Genomic DNA, 14,428 nt, shown 5'->3' with positions numbered 1-14,428 from the left:
TGGCATGCTTGAATTATTGATAGGTGGGCGCAAAGTGCCGTCTTCGGATGGGGCGACATTTACCCGCAAGAACCCAATCACCGGCGAGGACGCCACCGTGGCCGCAGCGGCAACCATCGAAGACGCCATTGCGGCGGCGGATGCGGCAGCAGCGGCTTTCCCGGAATGGTCCGAAACTGGCCCGACCGAGCGCCGCGCCAAGCTGATGGCGGCAGCGGACTCGCTGCAGGCACGCAGCGATGACATCGTGCAGGCCATGGCCGAAGAAATCGGCGCCACCACCGCCTGGGCGATGTTCAACGTCAAACTGGCCGCCAATATGCTGCGCGAAGCCGCCGCTCTGACCACGCAGATCAAGGGCGAGGTCATCCCTTCGGACCGGCCCGGCAGTTTTGCCATGGGCATTCGCCAGCCGGTGGGTGTGGTGCTGGCCATTGCGCCCTGGAATGCGCCGGTCATTCTGGGGGTGCGCTCGATTGCGACACCTCTGGCCTGCGGCAATACAGTTGTGATGAAAACTTCGGAAATTTCGCCGCGCACGCACAGCCTGATTGTCGAAGCCATTCAGGACGCGGGCTTTCCGCCCGGCGTGCTGAACGCCATTTCCAACGCGCCCGAGGATGCGGCAGAGATCGTAGAAACGCTGATCGAGCATTCCGCCGTCCGCCGCACCAATTTCACCGGCTCCACCCGCGTGGGGCGCATCATTGCCAAGAAATCCGGCGAATGCCTGAAACCCGCGCTGCTGGAACTGGGAGGCAAAGCGCCGATGGTGGTGCTGGAGGACGCCGATATTGACGCCGCCGTCGCCGCAGCGGCCTTTGCGGCCTATATGAATCAGGGGCAGATCTGCATGTCCACCGAACGTCTGATTGTGGATGAAAAGATCGCGGATGAATTTGTCAGCAAATTGGCCGCCAAGGCCAAGACGCTCAAGGCGGGCGATCCGCGCGCGGGCAACACTCCGCTGGGCTGCGTTGTGGACGAAGCGGCGGCCAGCCGGATTTCTGCGCTGGTGCAGGATGCCGTCGACAAAGGCGCAACCCTTGCCGCAGGCGGGTCCGCCACCGGGGTGATCATGGACGCCACCCTTTTGGACAATGTCACCCCCGCCATGCGCATCTATGCCGAAGAAAGTTTTGGGCCGACCGCCTCAATCGTGCGCGTGCAAAGCGTGGACGAGGCCATTCGCGTCGCCAATGACACCCAATATGGCCTGTCCGCCAGCGTCTTTGGCCGCGACACCACCCGCGCGATGTCGGTCGCCAAACGCATTGAATCCGGCATTTGCCACATCAATGGCCCCACCGTGCACGACGAGGCGCAGATGCCCTTTGGCGGCATGAAAGATTCGGGCTATGGGCGCTTTGGCGGGACGGCGGTGCTGAATGAATTCACCGAATTGCGCTGGATCACCATCCAAGAGGGTGTCCCCCACTACCCGCTATGAGCAAGACAAAAGGAGAGACAGCATGGCGGCATTAAGCGGAAAAACCTGCGTCATCACCGGCGGGGCCGGCAGTTTGGGGATCGCAACCGCCAAGCTGTTCCATGCCGAAGGCGCCAATCTGGTGCTGGTCGATCTGGACATGACGGCGCTGCGCGATGCCGCAGAGGCCGCCTTTGGCACCGCGCTTGACAACGTGCTTTTGGTGGCGGCCGATGTCAGCGATGAGGCCGACGCCGCGCGCTATATCCGCGAGGCGGTGGACCGGTTCGGCGCGATTTCGGTCGTGTTCAGCAATGCGGGCAATTTTGGCGTTGTCGCCCCGATCACCGAATATCCGAGCGATGTCTTTGCCTCGGTCCTGCACGTGCATGTGCACGGGGCATTTCTGGCGGCAAAATATGCGGTGCCGCATATGGACAAAGGCGGCAGCATCATCATCACCTCAAGCGTGGCCGGAACCCGGGGTGATCCGGGCGTTTATGGCTATATCACCGCCAAACATGCGCAAACTGGATTGATGCGCTGCCTGTCCAAAGAGCTTGCGCCCAAGGGTATCCGGGTCAATTCGATCAACCCCGGCCCGATCGACAACAGTTTTCAAAAGAACGTTGAAATCGGGCTGGGCGAGGAAATTGGTCAGGACGGCACGGAATTTTTTGACAGTATCATCCCGATGGGTCGCCACGGCACCCCGGATGAAATTGCCCAAAGCGTGCTCTATCTCGCCTCTGATCAAAGCGCCTTTACCACCGGGATCACCCTGATGGTCGATGGCGGTATGAGCAGCTAAGACACCCCGCGGCCAAAACGCTGGCCGCGGGCAAAATTGTCAGAGAATTGGCCGCCCGGTCTGCACCATGGCATTGACCAATTCATCTTTCAGCATGGCAAAAACATTGTCGGCCCCCTGCGGCCCCTGCGCCGCCACCGCATAAAGAAACGGCCGCCCCAAAAAGACAAAATCCGCGCCCGCATTGCAGGCCTTTAGAATATCTTCGCCGCTGCGCACCCCGCCATCGACGGCCAAGGGATAGGCATCGCCAATCTGGCTACGGATCTCTTTGAGCGCATGCAATGTCGCCGGCGCCCCATCCAACTGGCGCCCGCCGTGGTTGGAGACAATGACCGCATCCACGCCAATTTCCATCGCTTTGGCTACATTTTCCGCAGCGCTGATGCCTTTGAGGATTAGCTTTTTGCGCCAGCGCTGACGAATTTTCTGCAACAAATCCCAATCCAGACGCCCCGAACTTTGCGAGGCCATCAATTCGGCCAAAGACGCCGTGCTGGCCCCCGGGTCGGCATATTGCGCCAGATTGGCAAAGCCCGGCACGCCGGTTTTCAACAGATTCAGCGCCCACTGCGGATGGGTCAGCACATCGGCGATCATGCGCGGGCCAATTTTCAGCGGCAATCCGAATTTATTGCGCAGATCGCGCCGCCGTTTGCCCGGCCGGGGCACATCCGCGGTGACAACCAATGTGTCATAACCTGCGGTTTCGGCGCGCAGGATCAGATCCTGCACAATCTCTTCGGAGCGGCCGACATACAATTGAAACCACCCCGAATTGGGCGCGATGGTTTTCAAATCCTCCAACGCGGCGGTCGAGGGTGTTGACGCCACATAAGGCGCGCCAAATTTTTCGGCGGCCGCGGCCAGATGCTGATCCATCCCCGCCCAGGCCAATCCGGCTAATCCCATCGGCGCCACCCCAAAGGGCAATTGCCAGTCTTGATCCAGAAAACGGCGTTTTGTGACAATCTCGCGATCGGTATTTTCCAAGGCAAAGGGCTGCAGCAGCTCATTCTGAAAGGCAGATGAATTGCGCCGCAGCCCGTTTTCCGCCCCCGCGCCGCCGTCGATGAAATCAAAGGCAAATTTCGGAACCCGCCGCTTGGCGCGGGCCCGGCTGTCGTCCACAGAGATCAATGCAGGGGGTCCAAACAGGCCCATTTTGACATTCCTTTTGCCTTGAAAATCATCAGTTCCATCGCGGGGATACCGCCGCATCACTATCGCCGAAACCGGCGTAAAATTCTATGTATTTATCAATAAAACAAGGGATTTAAGCAAAAATTCAGGCCCGCGCGCGCAGCGGCAGAAATTGGTCCGCGACAGACAAGAACCCTGTCAGTCTGCGACTAACCGGACCTGCGTTTTGCGAGTAGACTTGGCCCTGAAGGTGCACGCCCAAAAAGTCACGGGCGCACGCCCAGACATTATGGGAGGACCCAACATGAGCGACACAAACAAGGGTGAATTTTGGCGCGACCTGAAGCCGATCACCAAAGTCTTTCAACCGGACGCGCAGCCCGAAGTCTATCTGCCCAATGTCGCGGATGGCGATGATCGCTATTTCGTGCCCCTGACAGAAACGGTGTTCACCCGCCCCTTGTGGATTTCACCGCAGACCAACCGTTGGTGCGACATCCTGATGTCCAAAGGCCCCGGTCTGGTGAACCGGCATTATCACCCGCATGAGGTTTTTGCCTACACGATTTCCGGCAAATGGGGGTATCTGGAACATGACTGGATCGCCACGGCGGGGGATTTTGTCTATGAAACCCCGGGGGAGGGCCACACGCTGGTCGCCTATGAAAGCGATGAGCCGATGAAGGTCTGCTTTAACGTCACCGGCCCGCTGATTTGGCTGGACGAAGACGGCGAACCGGACGGATATTTTGACGTGCATATGTATCTGGAGGCAGCGCGCAAACATTATGACGCGGTGGGGATTGGCGCGGATTACGTCGACAGCCTCATTCGTTAAGGTCTTTGGTTCACTGCCCGTGCAGTTTTATGGTTTTTGCTTTAAAAACAAAAGGCTGCACGGCGTTGAAAATTTGACCTGCAGGGCCGGATTGGCCTAAACTTCCCTGATTGTCCGCGAATTCGCGATGTCAGGGAGGCACCGATGCAACACGAAACTTTCGCGCCGCTTTGCGTGCCAAAACAGGTTGCCCCCACGGCGGAAATCGACACCAAAGCGGTGCCCGCCCATGAGCGTATTGATTATTGGGAAGCGCGCTGCCGCAATAACATCGTCGGTTTCCAATGCTCAACCCTTTCTGAACAGGGGCTTGCCGCGCGCTATCGCCATTATCGCTTTGGCGCGCTGCAAATGACCGACATCCTCGGCAATGATCACGTGATTGATCGCACCCCAGCCCATGTGCGGCGACAGGAAAAAGATGCGATTTTCCTGATTGCGCTGGTCAAGGGCCCCGCCTTTATCAATCGGCAGAACCGCTGCGTCCTTGCGCAGTCCGGTGATCTCATTCTGTACGACACCAACACGCCTTATATGCACGGGTTTCCCGGCGACATGCGGCAGGTGATCTTTGAAATTCCCGGCGCGCCGTTCCGGAAACGCTTTGGTAATTGGGATCTGCGCGAGGCGCTGCGCCTGGATTCGACATTGGCGCACAGCAAAACAATTTGCCAAGACCTTTTCACCCTGAATTTTGACAGCCCCGCCGCCTCGGTTGAAACCCAGATCTGGGATGTTGTCGCCGCCGCCTATGATCTGGCCAACGGGCAAATGCGCACAGCCTATCAAAGCCAAATCTTCAAACGCATTCGGCGTTATATCACCGCCAATCTGGCGGATCCTGATCTGTCGCCCAGCAGCATCGCAACCGCATTGGGCATCAGCGTGCGGCAGCTAAACCGTTTGTTTTCAACGGAAATTCATTCGGTGCAACGCCACATCTATGCCGAACGCCTGCAAAGATGCAAAGACGAGCTGCTGCAGGATCACACAAATCCTGTCAGCATTTCAGACATTGCTTTTAAATGGGGCTTTAAAAGTCAGGCGCATTTTGCCCGCAAATTCCGCGAAGAATTTGGCGGCACGCCCAGTGAATTCAGGGCCGCCGCCCGGCAGGCCGCCTAGGCCGCGGCCGCTGCGTTCACGACTTGGACAAATGCGACGCCCGAAACGGCACCGCCGTCTCAAAAAGATGCACCAGACTGGCCAAAGTGCGGTTGACCGGCACCTGTAAACCCAGGCGTTCGCCCTGTGTGGCCACCGCCCCGTTCAGCGCGTCAATCTCGGTCCGGCGCCCGGCTTTTCGGTCCTGCAACATCGAGGGCTCATGCATCAGGTGATGGGCGCAGGCCTTGCTCATCAGCGCCTCAACCTTGGTCAAATCAGCGGGAATCGTCAGCGCGTTTGCAACCGAAATCGCCTCGCGTGCCACCTCAGAGGCCAGCGCGCGCGCCGGTTTGGAGACGCCAATTGCCCCCGGCGTGCCATCAGTCAGCGCACACAGCGCGTTCATCGCGCAATTAAACGCCGCTTTTTCCCAGATCGCGGCCTGAATCTGCGGATCAATCACCGCCTCAATGCCGCCGTGACGCAGGGCCTCGGCCATCTGATGCAGGATCGGCCTGTCTGTGCCATCCAGACTGTAAAACGCGGTTGCGGCCGGCCCGTGCGAGGCCACTTTGCCCGGCGCGATGAACTCCGCCGGGGTCATTGTCATCCCGAGCAGGATCTGCGCCGCCGGCAGGTGCTCTTGCAAACGCTCTGCGTTGCCGATGCCGTTTTGCAGGCTCAGCACATGCGCCGCGCCGATTTGCGGTGCGATCGCGCGCAATGCCGCCTCGGTGTGAAAGGTCTTGGTGAATAAAAGCACCAAATCCACCGGGCCTTTGAAGGCCTCTGGCCGCAGGGCGGGCAGAGAGATCACCTCTGCCCCCTCGTCCAGATCAACCTGCAATCCGCCTTCGTTGATCGCCGTCAGATGGGCGTCGTTGACGTCCAGCAGGGTCACATCCGCCCCGCCTTTGGCCAGGCGGGCCCCAAAGACAGAGCCCATGGCGCCCGCGCCGAGTACTGCGATTTTCATAAGCTGCCCCCTAACTGAGTACCCTGGGCAGCCAGAGCGTCAGCGCCGGGAAGGCGATCAAGACGACCACTCGCACGACCTCTGCGGCGAAAAACGGCATCACCCCAAGGAAGGTATCGCTCATCGGCACGTCCTTGGCCTGCGCGGAGATGATGAACACATTCATGCCCACCGGCGGGGTGATCAGCCCCAGCTCCACGACAATGAGCGCCAGAATACCAAACCAGATTTTCAGATCCTCTGTGTCCATGCCAAAGGGCGAGCTGTCCGCAGTGGCGAAATCGCCGCCATTCATTTCCACCAGAACTGGCCAGAAAAACGGGATCGCCAAAAGGATCATCGACAGGCTGTCCATGATGCAGCCCAGCAGAACCAGCGCGATCAGTAGCACCACAACCGTGGTCATGGGCGTTAATCCCGAATTGGCCATCCATTCCGCCATGGCCTGGGGCACCCCGCCCCGCGCCATAAAGATTTTCAGCAATTCAGCCCCCAGCAGGATCAGATAGATCATGCCCGCCGTGCGCGCGGTTTCCAGCAGGGCTTCGCGGGTGTTTTCCCAAGTGACCTGGCCTTTGAAAATACCGAACAGAAACACCATCACCACGCCCGCCGCGGCGGCTGGCGTCGGGTTGAAGAACCCCAGATAAATGCCGCCGATCACCACCGCAAAGACCACGCCCACCGGCAACACGCTGAGCGTGGCGCTGATGAATTCGGCGCGGCTGGCCGCCTCGCCCTTGGGGCCGGCCTCGGGTTTGATCAGAACATAGATGAAAATGGTGATGATAAAGAACACCACCGCAATCAGCCCCGGGATCAGCGCCGCCATGAACATCGTGACCACATTGGCCTCAACGATAATGGCATAGATGATCAGCACCACCGAAGGCGGGATCAGGATGCCCAGCACCCCGCCCGCGGCAATTGTGCCGGTGCTAAGGCGCGGCGAATATTTGTAACGGCGCAGCTCTGGCAGGGCGACGCGCCCCATGGTCGAGGCCGTCGCCAGCGAAGAGCCGCAGACCGCGCCAAAACCGGCGCAGGCCGCAATCGCCGACATGGCGACGCCGCCGCGCATCCAGCCCAGCCAGGCGTTGGCGGCCCGAAAGAGATCGGCGCTCAGACCCGTGCGCGAGGCAATCGCCCCCATCAGCACGAATAGCGGCACAACCGTCAGATCATAGGTCGAGAATTGCCCATAGGCCAAATCCTTGAGCTGGCTCAGAACGATGGCCGGACCGTTGAGAACCGCAATGCCCACCCCGCCAACGGCAATCATTGCGTAAGCGATCGGAATGCGAATGGCGATCAGGGCAATCAGAATGCCCAGCCCCGAAAGGCCAATTGTAATACTGTCCATAAATCAGGCTGCCCTATGCGTTCTAAAATCTTCCAGCGCATCCCTCAGGGTGATGAGAGAGGCCACAATCAACAGGGCCAGCGACACCAGCGCCGGCACAAAGGCATACCAGATCGGAATCGCCAGAATGCCCGTCACTTCGGTATATTCGCGGTAATCTTGTAGGCCCGCCGTCATGCGCCACAGCAGGATGCCCGCAAAGAGCACGGCAAAGATACCCGCCAGGATCGACATCATCGCGACCGATTTCGGCCCGGCCTTCATGGTGAAAATATCGGCTGAGACATTGGCCCCAACCAGTTGGCAATAGGGCAGAAAACAGAATGCGCCGATAGCAGCGCCCAATTCTGTCAGCTCAAAATCGCCAGAAAATGGCTTGTTGATGATCGCCCCGGTCAAGATCGAATAGGCATTGACCAGAACAACCGCAACAATGACAAAACCGCCGACCAGCGCCCAGCCGGTGATAATGCGGCGGGCGAGGCCAATTGGCCCCGCCCCCAGTTCACGTGACATCTCGGTCATATTTATTGCGACGCCATATTGGCCGTTACATGCTGTACCGCTGCATCATACAGCGCCTGACCGTCGATGCCTTTTGAAGTGGTTTCTTCGATCCAGCGTTCGACCACAGGAGCGGTTGCTGCCTCAAATTGGGCCCATTCCTCTTCGGTCAGCACGACGTGTTCGTTGCCGTTCTTGACCGCCAGTTCGATGCCAAAGGCTTCGGCGCCATCCCATTGCGCGCCAACCGCGCCATGCCAAGCTTCGTCAGAAGCTTCGATAAAGACTTGCTGAATATCCGCTGGCAAGCTGTTCCACTTGTCCTCGTTCATGATGACCGAGAATGTGGTGGTGCCCAGACGTTTGCCGCCCGGTCCTTCGATCTGATACTGGGTCTGCTCGTGGATCTTCAGCGGTGGGATGATCTCAAAGGGGATCATCGCGCCATCAACAACTTTCTTGGACAGGGCGACCGGGATTTCACCGACCGATGTCTGCACGGCGCTTGCGCCAAGCGCTTCGATGATCCAGCCGCCGGTGCGTGAAGGAATGCGGATTTTCTTACCCGCGAAATCCGCTGGCGTGCGCACGATTTCAGACGCCATGTGGAAGGCTTGGCCACCATGCACATGGTGGAACATTGGCACCACGCCTTTGAAATCTTCCTTGAGGTATTCGTCATACATCTGGAACATCGCGCGGTTCACCGCGCCGCTGTCGCCCTGATGCACGCCCGGCAGTTCAAAAACCTCGACCCGCGGGAAAGACCCGGTGGCATAGGAATTCACGATCCACGCCAGATCAACAACCCCGTCGCGCACCTGGCGCGGCAGTTGCGGCGGCTTGCCGCCCAGCGTCATGGAGGGGAAAATCTCGATGTTGACACGACCGTCTGTGGCCGCTTCGATTTTTTCGGCCCAAGGCGCAAGCATCTGCGTATGTGCGGGGGCTTTGGCGCTGAGAAAGTGGTGCAGTTTGAATTCAAATTCAGCTGCAGCCACTGTGGTTGCGGTTGTTGCAGCAACCGCAACACCCATGGCCAGCGCTAGCGTTTTATTGAAGATTGTCATTATTTCCTCCCTAATAACTCTCTGCGTCAGTATTGACGGATTTTGCCCTTTCACCAGATTTTTTGCTTGGACTTTTGCGACCCTCAGGCGGATTCAGGCCGGTTTTCAAAAAAATTTACCTTGTTAACTAACTCGGGCCCTCTGGGCGCGCTGCGAACCGGGAGATTGGGCCCGCGCGCGAATCAGGCAACCGGCAGGCCGACGATCTTTTTCAGGCACCGCAACAGCTGCGCTTTCTCCTCTGCGTTCAGCGCGGCGGTCAGCGTGGCCTCACTTGCGTGGATCTGGCCGCGCAGCTGCGCAAACCAGCGCTGGCCCGCTTCGGTCAGATGATAGCCCCGCTTGCGCCGATCCGGGGCCCCGGCCTGCGCCGAAATCAGCGCTTTCTCAAGCAGGGGTTTCAACGTGGTTGTGATCACCGAGGGGGCGGTGCCCATGGCCGCCGAAATATCGCGCTGCGCCACCCCCGGGTTCGAAGCGATCAGATCCAGCACCATGAATTGCAGCGCCGTCACATCCTGCCCCCGGAAGGTCTCGGCAAAACTGGCCTGTGACACATTGGAGGCATGGCGCAGCAGATGGCCGACCAGATCGTGCAAGCCCCCATAGTGCAGGTCAGGAAACTCTGGGCGCAGGGTGGACATGAGCGGCCTCAATCTAATTGTTTACATGATAAACGATTTTAGTTTACTATGTAAACAATACACCGAACCGGGGGAATGGCAATGCGCAGGCCCCTGCCCTGCAATTTGCCCCTTGGGGCCAGCGGATGAGACACCCATGACTGTATTGATTTCCGGCGCCGGCATCGCGGGCCTGACCCTCGGCCTAACCCTGCACGAGCTTGGCGTGCCCTTTCGCGTCTACGAAGCCGTGCGCGCGCTGCGCCCCTTGGGGGTTGGCATCAACCTGCAGCCCAATGCGGTGCGCGAGTTGCTGAACCTGGGGCTCGCCGATGAGCTGGAGACCATCGGCGTCAAAACCAAGGATTATGGATTCTATTCCAAACTGGGGCATGAAATCTGGACCGAACCGCGCGGCCTGCACGCCGGATACAAATGGCCACAATATTCGGTGCACCGTGGCCATCTGCAGATGATGCTCGCCCGCGTCCTGCAAGAGCGCGCCGGGCCAGACTGTTTGGTGACAGGGGCCAAGGCCAAGGGTTTTGACACCTCTGGCAGCGCCGCCACTTTGCATCTGGACGATGGGCGCCATGTCACCGGCACGCTGCTGATCGCGGCCGACGGCATTCATTCGACGCTGCGCCAGCAGATGTACCCCGATGAAGGGGCTCCGATCTGGGGCGGCGCCATCCTGTGGCGCGGCACGACGCAGGCCAAACCCTTTCTCAGCGGGGCCTCCATGGCGCTGATCGGCCATGACACGCAGCGCATTGTCGCCTATCCGATTTCCGCGCCCGACCCAGATACGGGTCTGGCCACGATCAACTGGATTGCCGAGCTGAAGGTTGACCCCAGCTCTGGCTGGCGCAAGGAGGATTGGAACCGCCCGGCGCAGCTGTCGGAATTTCTGCCCAAGTTCGAAAACTGGGACTTTGACTGGCTCAATGTGCCCGCGCTGATCCGGGGGGCGCAGCAGGTCTTTGAATATCCGATGGTGGATCGCGACCCGGTGGACAGCTGGACCCAGGGGCGCGTCACGCTGATGGGCGATGCCGCCCATCCGACCTATCCCGTGGGCTCAAACGGGGCCAGCCAGGCCATTGTCGACGCCCGGGTGATCGGGGCGCAGATGCTGACGCATGGGGTGACGCCAGAGGCGCTCTTGGCCTATGAAAATCTCATGCGGCCACGCACCCGCAATATCATTCTGGCCAACCGCGGCTCCGGCCCGGACGCCATCATGCAGCAGGTCGAGGATCTCTGCGGCGGGGCCTTTGACGACATCAATGACGTCATCCCGCATCAGACCCTGGCCGATCATGCCGATCGCTATAAGAAACTGGCCGGTTTTGACGCCGAAACGCTGAATGCACAGCCGCGCTGGATTCCGGCGGGGGCCAAATTGGCGTGAGCGCCGCAAACGGCAAAGGAGCCTGCAATGATCTATGAACTGCGCACTTACAGCTGCAAACTGGGCACGGTGCAGCGCCAGATCGCCTTTTATCGCGCCCACGGCATGGCGATCCAGACCCGGCATCTGGGGCAGCCGGTGGTGTTTGGCGCCCAAGAGTTCGGCGATGTGAACAGCTATGTGCACATTTGGCAGTTTGCCTCGCTGGCCGACCGCGACCAGAAACGCGCGGCTTTGCAACAGGACCCGGACTGGCAGGGCTTTCTGAAGAAAAGCGCTGAGGTCGATTACCTGACCGCGCAACACTCCACGATCCTGACCGCGCCGGATTTTATGCTGCCGGGCTAAAGCAGTCGCAAAAAATCATGGGCCAATGACGCCGGTTTTTTTGTGTTACATCCATCCGTGATCCCTCTAGGACTTTGAACAAGGGCGTGCCTGGCCATCGGCCACGGCCCGCGCCGCATTCAGGTTCCGGCCGCATCCGCAGCTTTAGCAAGGGTTTCACCATGACGCGCAGCATTTCCGAATTGATCGCCCAGCGACATCCCGATCACGCATTGGAACAGGCGTTTTTCAATGACCCTGACGTCTATGCCCATGATCTGGAAGCGATCTTCTACAAAGAGTGGCAATTCATCGGGCTCAGCTGCGAGCTGGAAAAACCCGGCAGTTTTCTGACCCATACCATCGGCGCTTATAAAATCGTTGTGGTGCGCGGCGTGGACAATGAAATCCGCGCTTTTCACAACAGCTGCCGCCACCGCGGCTCTGTCATCTGCAAAGCGGCCAAGGGCACAACGCCCAAACTGGTCTGCCCTTACCACCAATGGACCTATGAGCTGGACGGCTCGCTGTTGTGGGCGCGGGAAATGGGCGATGATTTTGACCCTAAGCAACACGGTCTCAAAACCATTCACACCCGCACGCTTGAGGGCATGATCTATATCTGCCTGGCTGAGACCCCGCCGGAGTTTGACAGTTTCGCCGAGACCGCGCGCCCGTATTTGGCGCCGCATGATCTGACCAATGCCAAGGTCGCGCATGAAACCACCATCGTTGAGAATGGCAACTGGAAGCTGGTCTGGCAGAACAACCGCGAATGTTACCACTGCGGGGCCAATCACCCGGCGCTTTGCCGCAGTTTCCCCGATGATCCGACCGTCACCAAACTGGAAGAAGACGGCGCCCCCACCCGCGTTGGCCTGCATTTTAACCGCTGCGAGGCGGCAGGTCTGCCGTCGAAATTTTTCCTGAGCGAGTCGATGCAATACCGTCTGGCGCGGATGCCACTGAAAGAAGGCGCGCTTAGCTTTACCCTCAGCGGGCAAGCCGCCTCGCGCCGCCCCTTGGGGAATGTGTCGCTGGCGGATGCCGGATCGCTGCTGAAATTCCACCTGCCGTCGACCTGGAACCATTTCCTGCCAGATCATGCGATTGTCTTCCGCATCACGCCTCTGGGGCCAAACCAGACCGAAGTCACCACCAAATGGCTGGTGCATAAAGACGCCGTGGAAGGGGTGGATTACGCCTTGGACGATCTGACCAAAGTCTGGCTGAGCACCAATGACGAGGACCGCCGCGTGGTCGAAGACAACCAGCTGGGCGTGAATTCCCCGGCCTATACCCCCGGTCCCTATTCGCCCACCTATGAGGCAGCGGTGATGCAGTTTGACGACTGGTATTGCACGGCTGTCACCGCGCATCTGAAGGCGGGCCAATCATGAACAAGACCGCCGAACTTTCGATCTGGTCAGATACTGACCTGCTGGAATGCGTTTCGATCATCCCCGAGGCCCCCAATGTCGCCACCTTTGTGTTTCGCGCCGCCTCGGGCGGGCTGTTCAATCACAATCCGGGGCAGTTCCTGACACTGGAAATCCCGCACCCGGACGGCGTGGTGCACCGCACCTATACCATCTCGTCCTCACCCTCGCGGCCACGGTCGATCTCGATCACCGCCAAGGCGCAGGCCGACAGTATTGGCACCCGCTGGATGCTGGACAATCTGCAACCCGGCATGCGTCTGAAGGCTATTGGGCCGGGCGGCAGCTTTTCCTATATCGACCATCCGGGGCCGAAATACCTCTTTATCTCGGCGGGCAGCGGCATCACTCCGATGATGTCGATGACCACCAGCATGTGGGATTCCGGCGAGGCACTGGACATTGTGTTCGTGAATTGCGCCCGCAAACCTTCGGAAATCCTGTTTCGCGACCGGCTGGAGCATATGGCCTCGCGCACGCCGGGCCTGAAGCTGCGCTTTATCGTCGAAGAAGAGGACCCCTACCAGCCCTGGACCGGCTTTCAAGGCCGGTTCAACCAGTTGATGCTGGGGCTGGTGGCCCCGGATTATCAGGATCGCACGGTCTTTTGCTGCGGGCCGGAACCTTTCATGAAATCGGTGCGCGAGGCCTTGGCCGGCTTTGGCTTTGACATGGCGCAGTACCATCAGGAAAGCTTTAGCGCGCCGGAGCCGACCGCGCAGCCCCCTGTGCCTGACACCCATGACAGCAGCAGCACTGGCGCGGTGCGGGTCACATTTGCGGCCTCGGACGTGACCGTTGATTCAGATGGCACCGAAACAATCCTCTCCGCCGCCCGCGGTGCCGGGCTCAACATCCCTTCGGGCTGCACCTTTGGCGTCTGCGGCACCTGCAAAACCAAAAAGCTCTCGGGCGAGGTGCATATGGTACACAATGGCGGCATTTCCCAGGATGACATCGACGATGATTATATCCTGGCCTGCTGCTCTACCCCTTTGGGCGCGGTGGTGGTGGATGTCTGATCCCCGCGCCTAAAGGCAGGCTTTCTGCTGGCGCAGCTGGCTGGGAGAGACGCCATAAAGCAGGCGATAGCGTTTGGCGAAATGGCTGGGTGAACTGAACCCGCAGGCCATGGCGATATCGATCAGCGGCATATTGGTGCGATGCAAGAGATCATGCGCCCGTTTCAGGCGCATGTCAGCGTAAAACCGACCCGGCGACTGGCTGAGATAGCGCCGGAACAGCCGCTCCAGCTGCCGCACCGAAACATGCACCAGCGCCGCCAATTCGCTGATGGTCAGCGGCACCTCCAGATTGTCCTCCATCGCGCGCACCACCGGCTGCAACTTGGGGTGCAACAGGCGCTTGCGCCCGTCGGTGGTGA

General features: G+C 59.5%; 15 protein-coding genes. 8 read left to right on the top strand and 7 right to left on the bottom strand.

Annotation, left to right across the window (positions count from 1 at the left end; translation table 11 throughout):
- The first annotated feature begins 4 nt into the window (after positions 1-4).
- Both N6L24_RS13510 and N6L24_RS13505 read left to right on the top strand, forming a co-directional pair.
- Positions 5-1,450 carry an aldehyde dehydrogenase gene (locus N6L24_RS13510; RefSeq protein ID WP_271845225.1) on the top strand — a complete coding sequence of 482 codons (1,446 nt, stop codon included), beginning with the start codon at positions 5-7 and terminating at the stop codon, positions 1,448-1,450.
- 22 nt (positions 1,451-1,472) lie between these two features.
- Positions 1,473-2,240, top strand: coding sequence for an SDR family NAD(P)-dependent oxidoreductase (locus N6L24_RS13505; protein ID WP_271845224.1), 768 nt, complete (start codon positions 1,473-1,475; stop codon positions 2,238-2,240).
- A 39-nt stretch (positions 2,241-2,279) separates the two neighbouring features.
- Here N6L24_RS13505 and N6L24_RS13500 read toward each other — a convergent pair whose 3' ends face one another.
- Positions 2,280-3,404 carry an alpha-hydroxy acid oxidase gene (locus N6L24_RS13500; protein ID WP_271845223.1) on the bottom strand — a complete coding sequence of 375 codons (1,125 nt, stop codon included), beginning with the start codon at positions 3,402-3,404 and terminating at the stop codon, positions 2,280-2,282.
- Positions 3,405-3,687: 283 nt separating this feature from the next.
- Here N6L24_RS13500 and N6L24_RS13495 point away from each other — a divergent pair, with 283 nt between their 5' ends.
- Positions 3,688-4,221 (top strand): 2,4'-dihydroxyacetophenone dioxygenase family protein, encoded by a 534-nt coding sequence (locus N6L24_RS13495; protein ID WP_271845222.1) that lies wholly within the window; start codon positions 3,688-3,690, stop codon positions 4,219-4,221.
- 144 nt (positions 4,222-4,365) lie between these two features.
- The gene (locus tag N6L24_RS13490) at positions 4,366-5,346 is read left to right on the top strand and encodes a helix-turn-helix domain-containing protein (RefSeq protein ID WP_271845221.1); all 981 of its coding nucleotides are present in this window, start codon (positions 4,366-4,368) and stop codon (positions 5,344-5,346) included.
- A 16-nt stretch (positions 5,347-5,362) separates the two neighbouring features.
- On the opposite strand, the gene N6L24_RS13485 is transcribed toward N6L24_RS13490, so the two are convergent.
- The 5 genes from N6L24_RS13485 to N6L24_RS13465 form a co-directional block, all read right to left on the bottom strand.
- Entirely contained in the window at positions 5,363-6,304 is a 942-nt protein-coding gene (locus N6L24_RS13485; protein WP_271845220.1) for a ketopantoate reductase family protein, read from the bottom strand.
- 10 nt (positions 6,305-6,314) lie between these two features.
- Positions 6,315-7,667 (bottom strand): TRAP transporter large permease, encoded by a 1,353-nt coding sequence (locus N6L24_RS13480; RefSeq protein WP_271845219.1) that lies wholly within the window; start codon positions 7,665-7,667, stop codon positions 6,315-6,317.
- A gap of 3 nt (positions 7,668-7,670) precedes the next feature.
- Positions 7,671-8,192, bottom strand: a complete 522-nt coding sequence (locus N6L24_RS13475; RefSeq protein WP_271845218.1) for a TRAP transporter small permease — start codon at positions 8,190-8,192, stop codon at positions 7,671-7,673.
- Between the two features lie 2 nt (positions 8,193-8,194).
- Complete coding sequence (locus tag N6L24_RS13470) at positions 8,195-9,241, bottom strand: TRAP transporter substrate-binding protein (RefSeq protein WP_271845217.1); 1,047 nt, start codon at positions 9,239-9,241, stop codon at positions 8,195-8,197.
- Positions 9,242-9,423: 182 nt separating this feature from the next.
- Positions 9,424-9,885 (bottom strand): MarR family winged helix-turn-helix transcriptional regulator, encoded by a 462-nt coding sequence (locus N6L24_RS13465; RefSeq protein ID WP_271845216.1) that lies wholly within the window; start codon positions 9,883-9,885, stop codon positions 9,424-9,426.
- A gap of 136 nt (positions 9,886-10,021) precedes the next feature.
- On the opposite strand from N6L24_RS13465, the gene N6L24_RS13460 reads away from it, so the two are divergent.
- The 4 genes from N6L24_RS13460 to N6L24_RS13445 all read left to right on the top strand — a co-directional run bounded on the left by N6L24_RS13460 (position 10,022) and on the right by N6L24_RS13445 (position 14,066).
- A complete protein-coding gene (locus N6L24_RS13460) occupies positions 10,022-11,278 on the top strand; it encodes a flavin-dependent oxidoreductase (RefSeq protein WP_271845215.1) in 1,257 nt (418 codons plus the stop codon).
- A gap of 27 nt (positions 11,279-11,305) precedes the next feature.
- Complete coding sequence (locus N6L24_RS13455; protein ID WP_271845214.1) at positions 11,306-11,626, top strand: NIPSNAP family protein; 321 nt, start codon at positions 11,306-11,308, stop codon at positions 11,624-11,626.
- A gap of 161 nt (positions 11,627-11,787) precedes the next feature.
- Positions 11,788-13,005, top strand: a complete 1,218-nt coding sequence (locus tag N6L24_RS13450) for an aromatic ring-hydroxylating oxygenase subunit alpha (protein ID WP_271845213.1) — start codon at positions 11,788-11,790, stop codon at positions 13,003-13,005.
- Positions 13,002-14,066, top strand: a complete 1,065-nt coding sequence (locus N6L24_RS13445; protein WP_271845212.1) for a hybrid-cluster NAD(P)-dependent oxidoreductase — start codon at positions 13,002-13,004, stop codon at positions 14,064-14,066. The genes N6L24_RS13450 and N6L24_RS13445 overlap by 4 nt, the downstream gene beginning before the upstream one ends.
- A 9-nt stretch (positions 14,067-14,075) precedes the next feature.
- On the opposite strand, the gene N6L24_RS13440 is transcribed toward N6L24_RS13445, so the two are convergent.
- The coding region (locus tag N6L24_RS13440; protein WP_271845211.1) for a helix-turn-helix domain-containing protein at positions 14,076-14,428 on the bottom strand (353 nt) is incomplete at its 5' end.

It is taken from the genome of Cognatishimia sp. SS12 (assembly GCF_028369055.1).
Lineage (GTDB): Bacteria > Pseudomonadota > Alphaproteobacteria > Rhodobacterales > Rhodobacteraceae > Cognatishimia.
This window is presented reverse-complemented; position numbering and strand designations above follow the sequence as displayed.

What these genes read in the sequence shown, in the direction of transcription:
- N6L24_RS13510 (WP_271845225.1), top strand. Translation starts at nt 5, where the DNA reads ATGCTTGAATTATTGATAGGTGGGCGCAAAGTGCCGTCTTCGGATGGG.
- N6L24_RS13505 (WP_271845224.1), top strand. Translation starts at nt 1,473, where the DNA reads ATGGCGGCATTAAGCGGAAAAACCTGCGTCATCACCGGCGGGGCCGGC.
- N6L24_RS13500 (WP_271845223.1), bottom strand. Translation starts at nt 3,404, where the DNA reads ATGGGCCTGTTTGGACCCCCTGCATTGATCTCTGTGGACGACAGCCGG.
- N6L24_RS13495 (WP_271845222.1), top strand. Translation starts at nt 3,688, where the DNA reads ATGAGCGACACAAACAAGGGTGAATTTTGGCGCGACCTGAAGCCGATC.
- N6L24_RS13490 (WP_271845221.1), top strand. Translation starts at nt 4,366, where the DNA reads ATGCAACACGAAACTTTCGCGCCGCTTTGCGTGCCAAAACAGGTTGCC.
- N6L24_RS13485 (WP_271845220.1), bottom strand. Translation starts at nt 6,304, where the DNA reads ATGAAAATCGCAGTACTCGGCGCGGGCGCCATGGGCTCTGTCTTTGGG.
- N6L24_RS13480 (WP_271845219.1), bottom strand. Translation starts at nt 7,667, where the DNA reads ATGGACAGTATTACAATTGGCCTTTCGGGGCTGGGCATTCTGATTGCC.
- N6L24_RS13475 (WP_271845218.1), bottom strand. Translation starts at nt 8,192, where the DNA reads ATGACCGAGATGTCACGTGAACTGGGGGCGGGGCCAATTGGCCTCGCC.
- N6L24_RS13470 (WP_271845217.1), bottom strand. Translation starts at nt 9,241, where the DNA reads ATGACAATCTTCAATAAAACGCTAGCGCTGGCCATGGGTGTTGCGGTT.
- N6L24_RS13465 (WP_271845216.1), bottom strand. Translation starts at nt 9,885, where the DNA reads ATGTCCACCCTGCGCCCAGAGTTTCCTGACCTGCACTATGGGGGCTTG.
- N6L24_RS13460 (WP_271845215.1), top strand. Translation starts at nt 10,022, where the DNA reads ATGACTGTATTGATTTCCGGCGCCGGCATCGCGGGCCTGACCCTCGGC.
- N6L24_RS13455 (WP_271845214.1), top strand. Translation starts at nt 11,306, where the DNA reads ATGATCTATGAACTGCGCACTTACAGCTGCAAACTGGGCACGGTGCAG.
- N6L24_RS13450 (WP_271845213.1), top strand. Translation starts at nt 11,788, where the DNA reads ATGACGCGCAGCATTTCCGAATTGATCGCCCAGCGACATCCCGATCAC.
- N6L24_RS13445 (WP_271845212.1), top strand. Translation starts at nt 13,002, where the DNA reads ATGAACAAGACCGCCGAACTTTCGATCTGGTCAGATACTGACCTGCTG.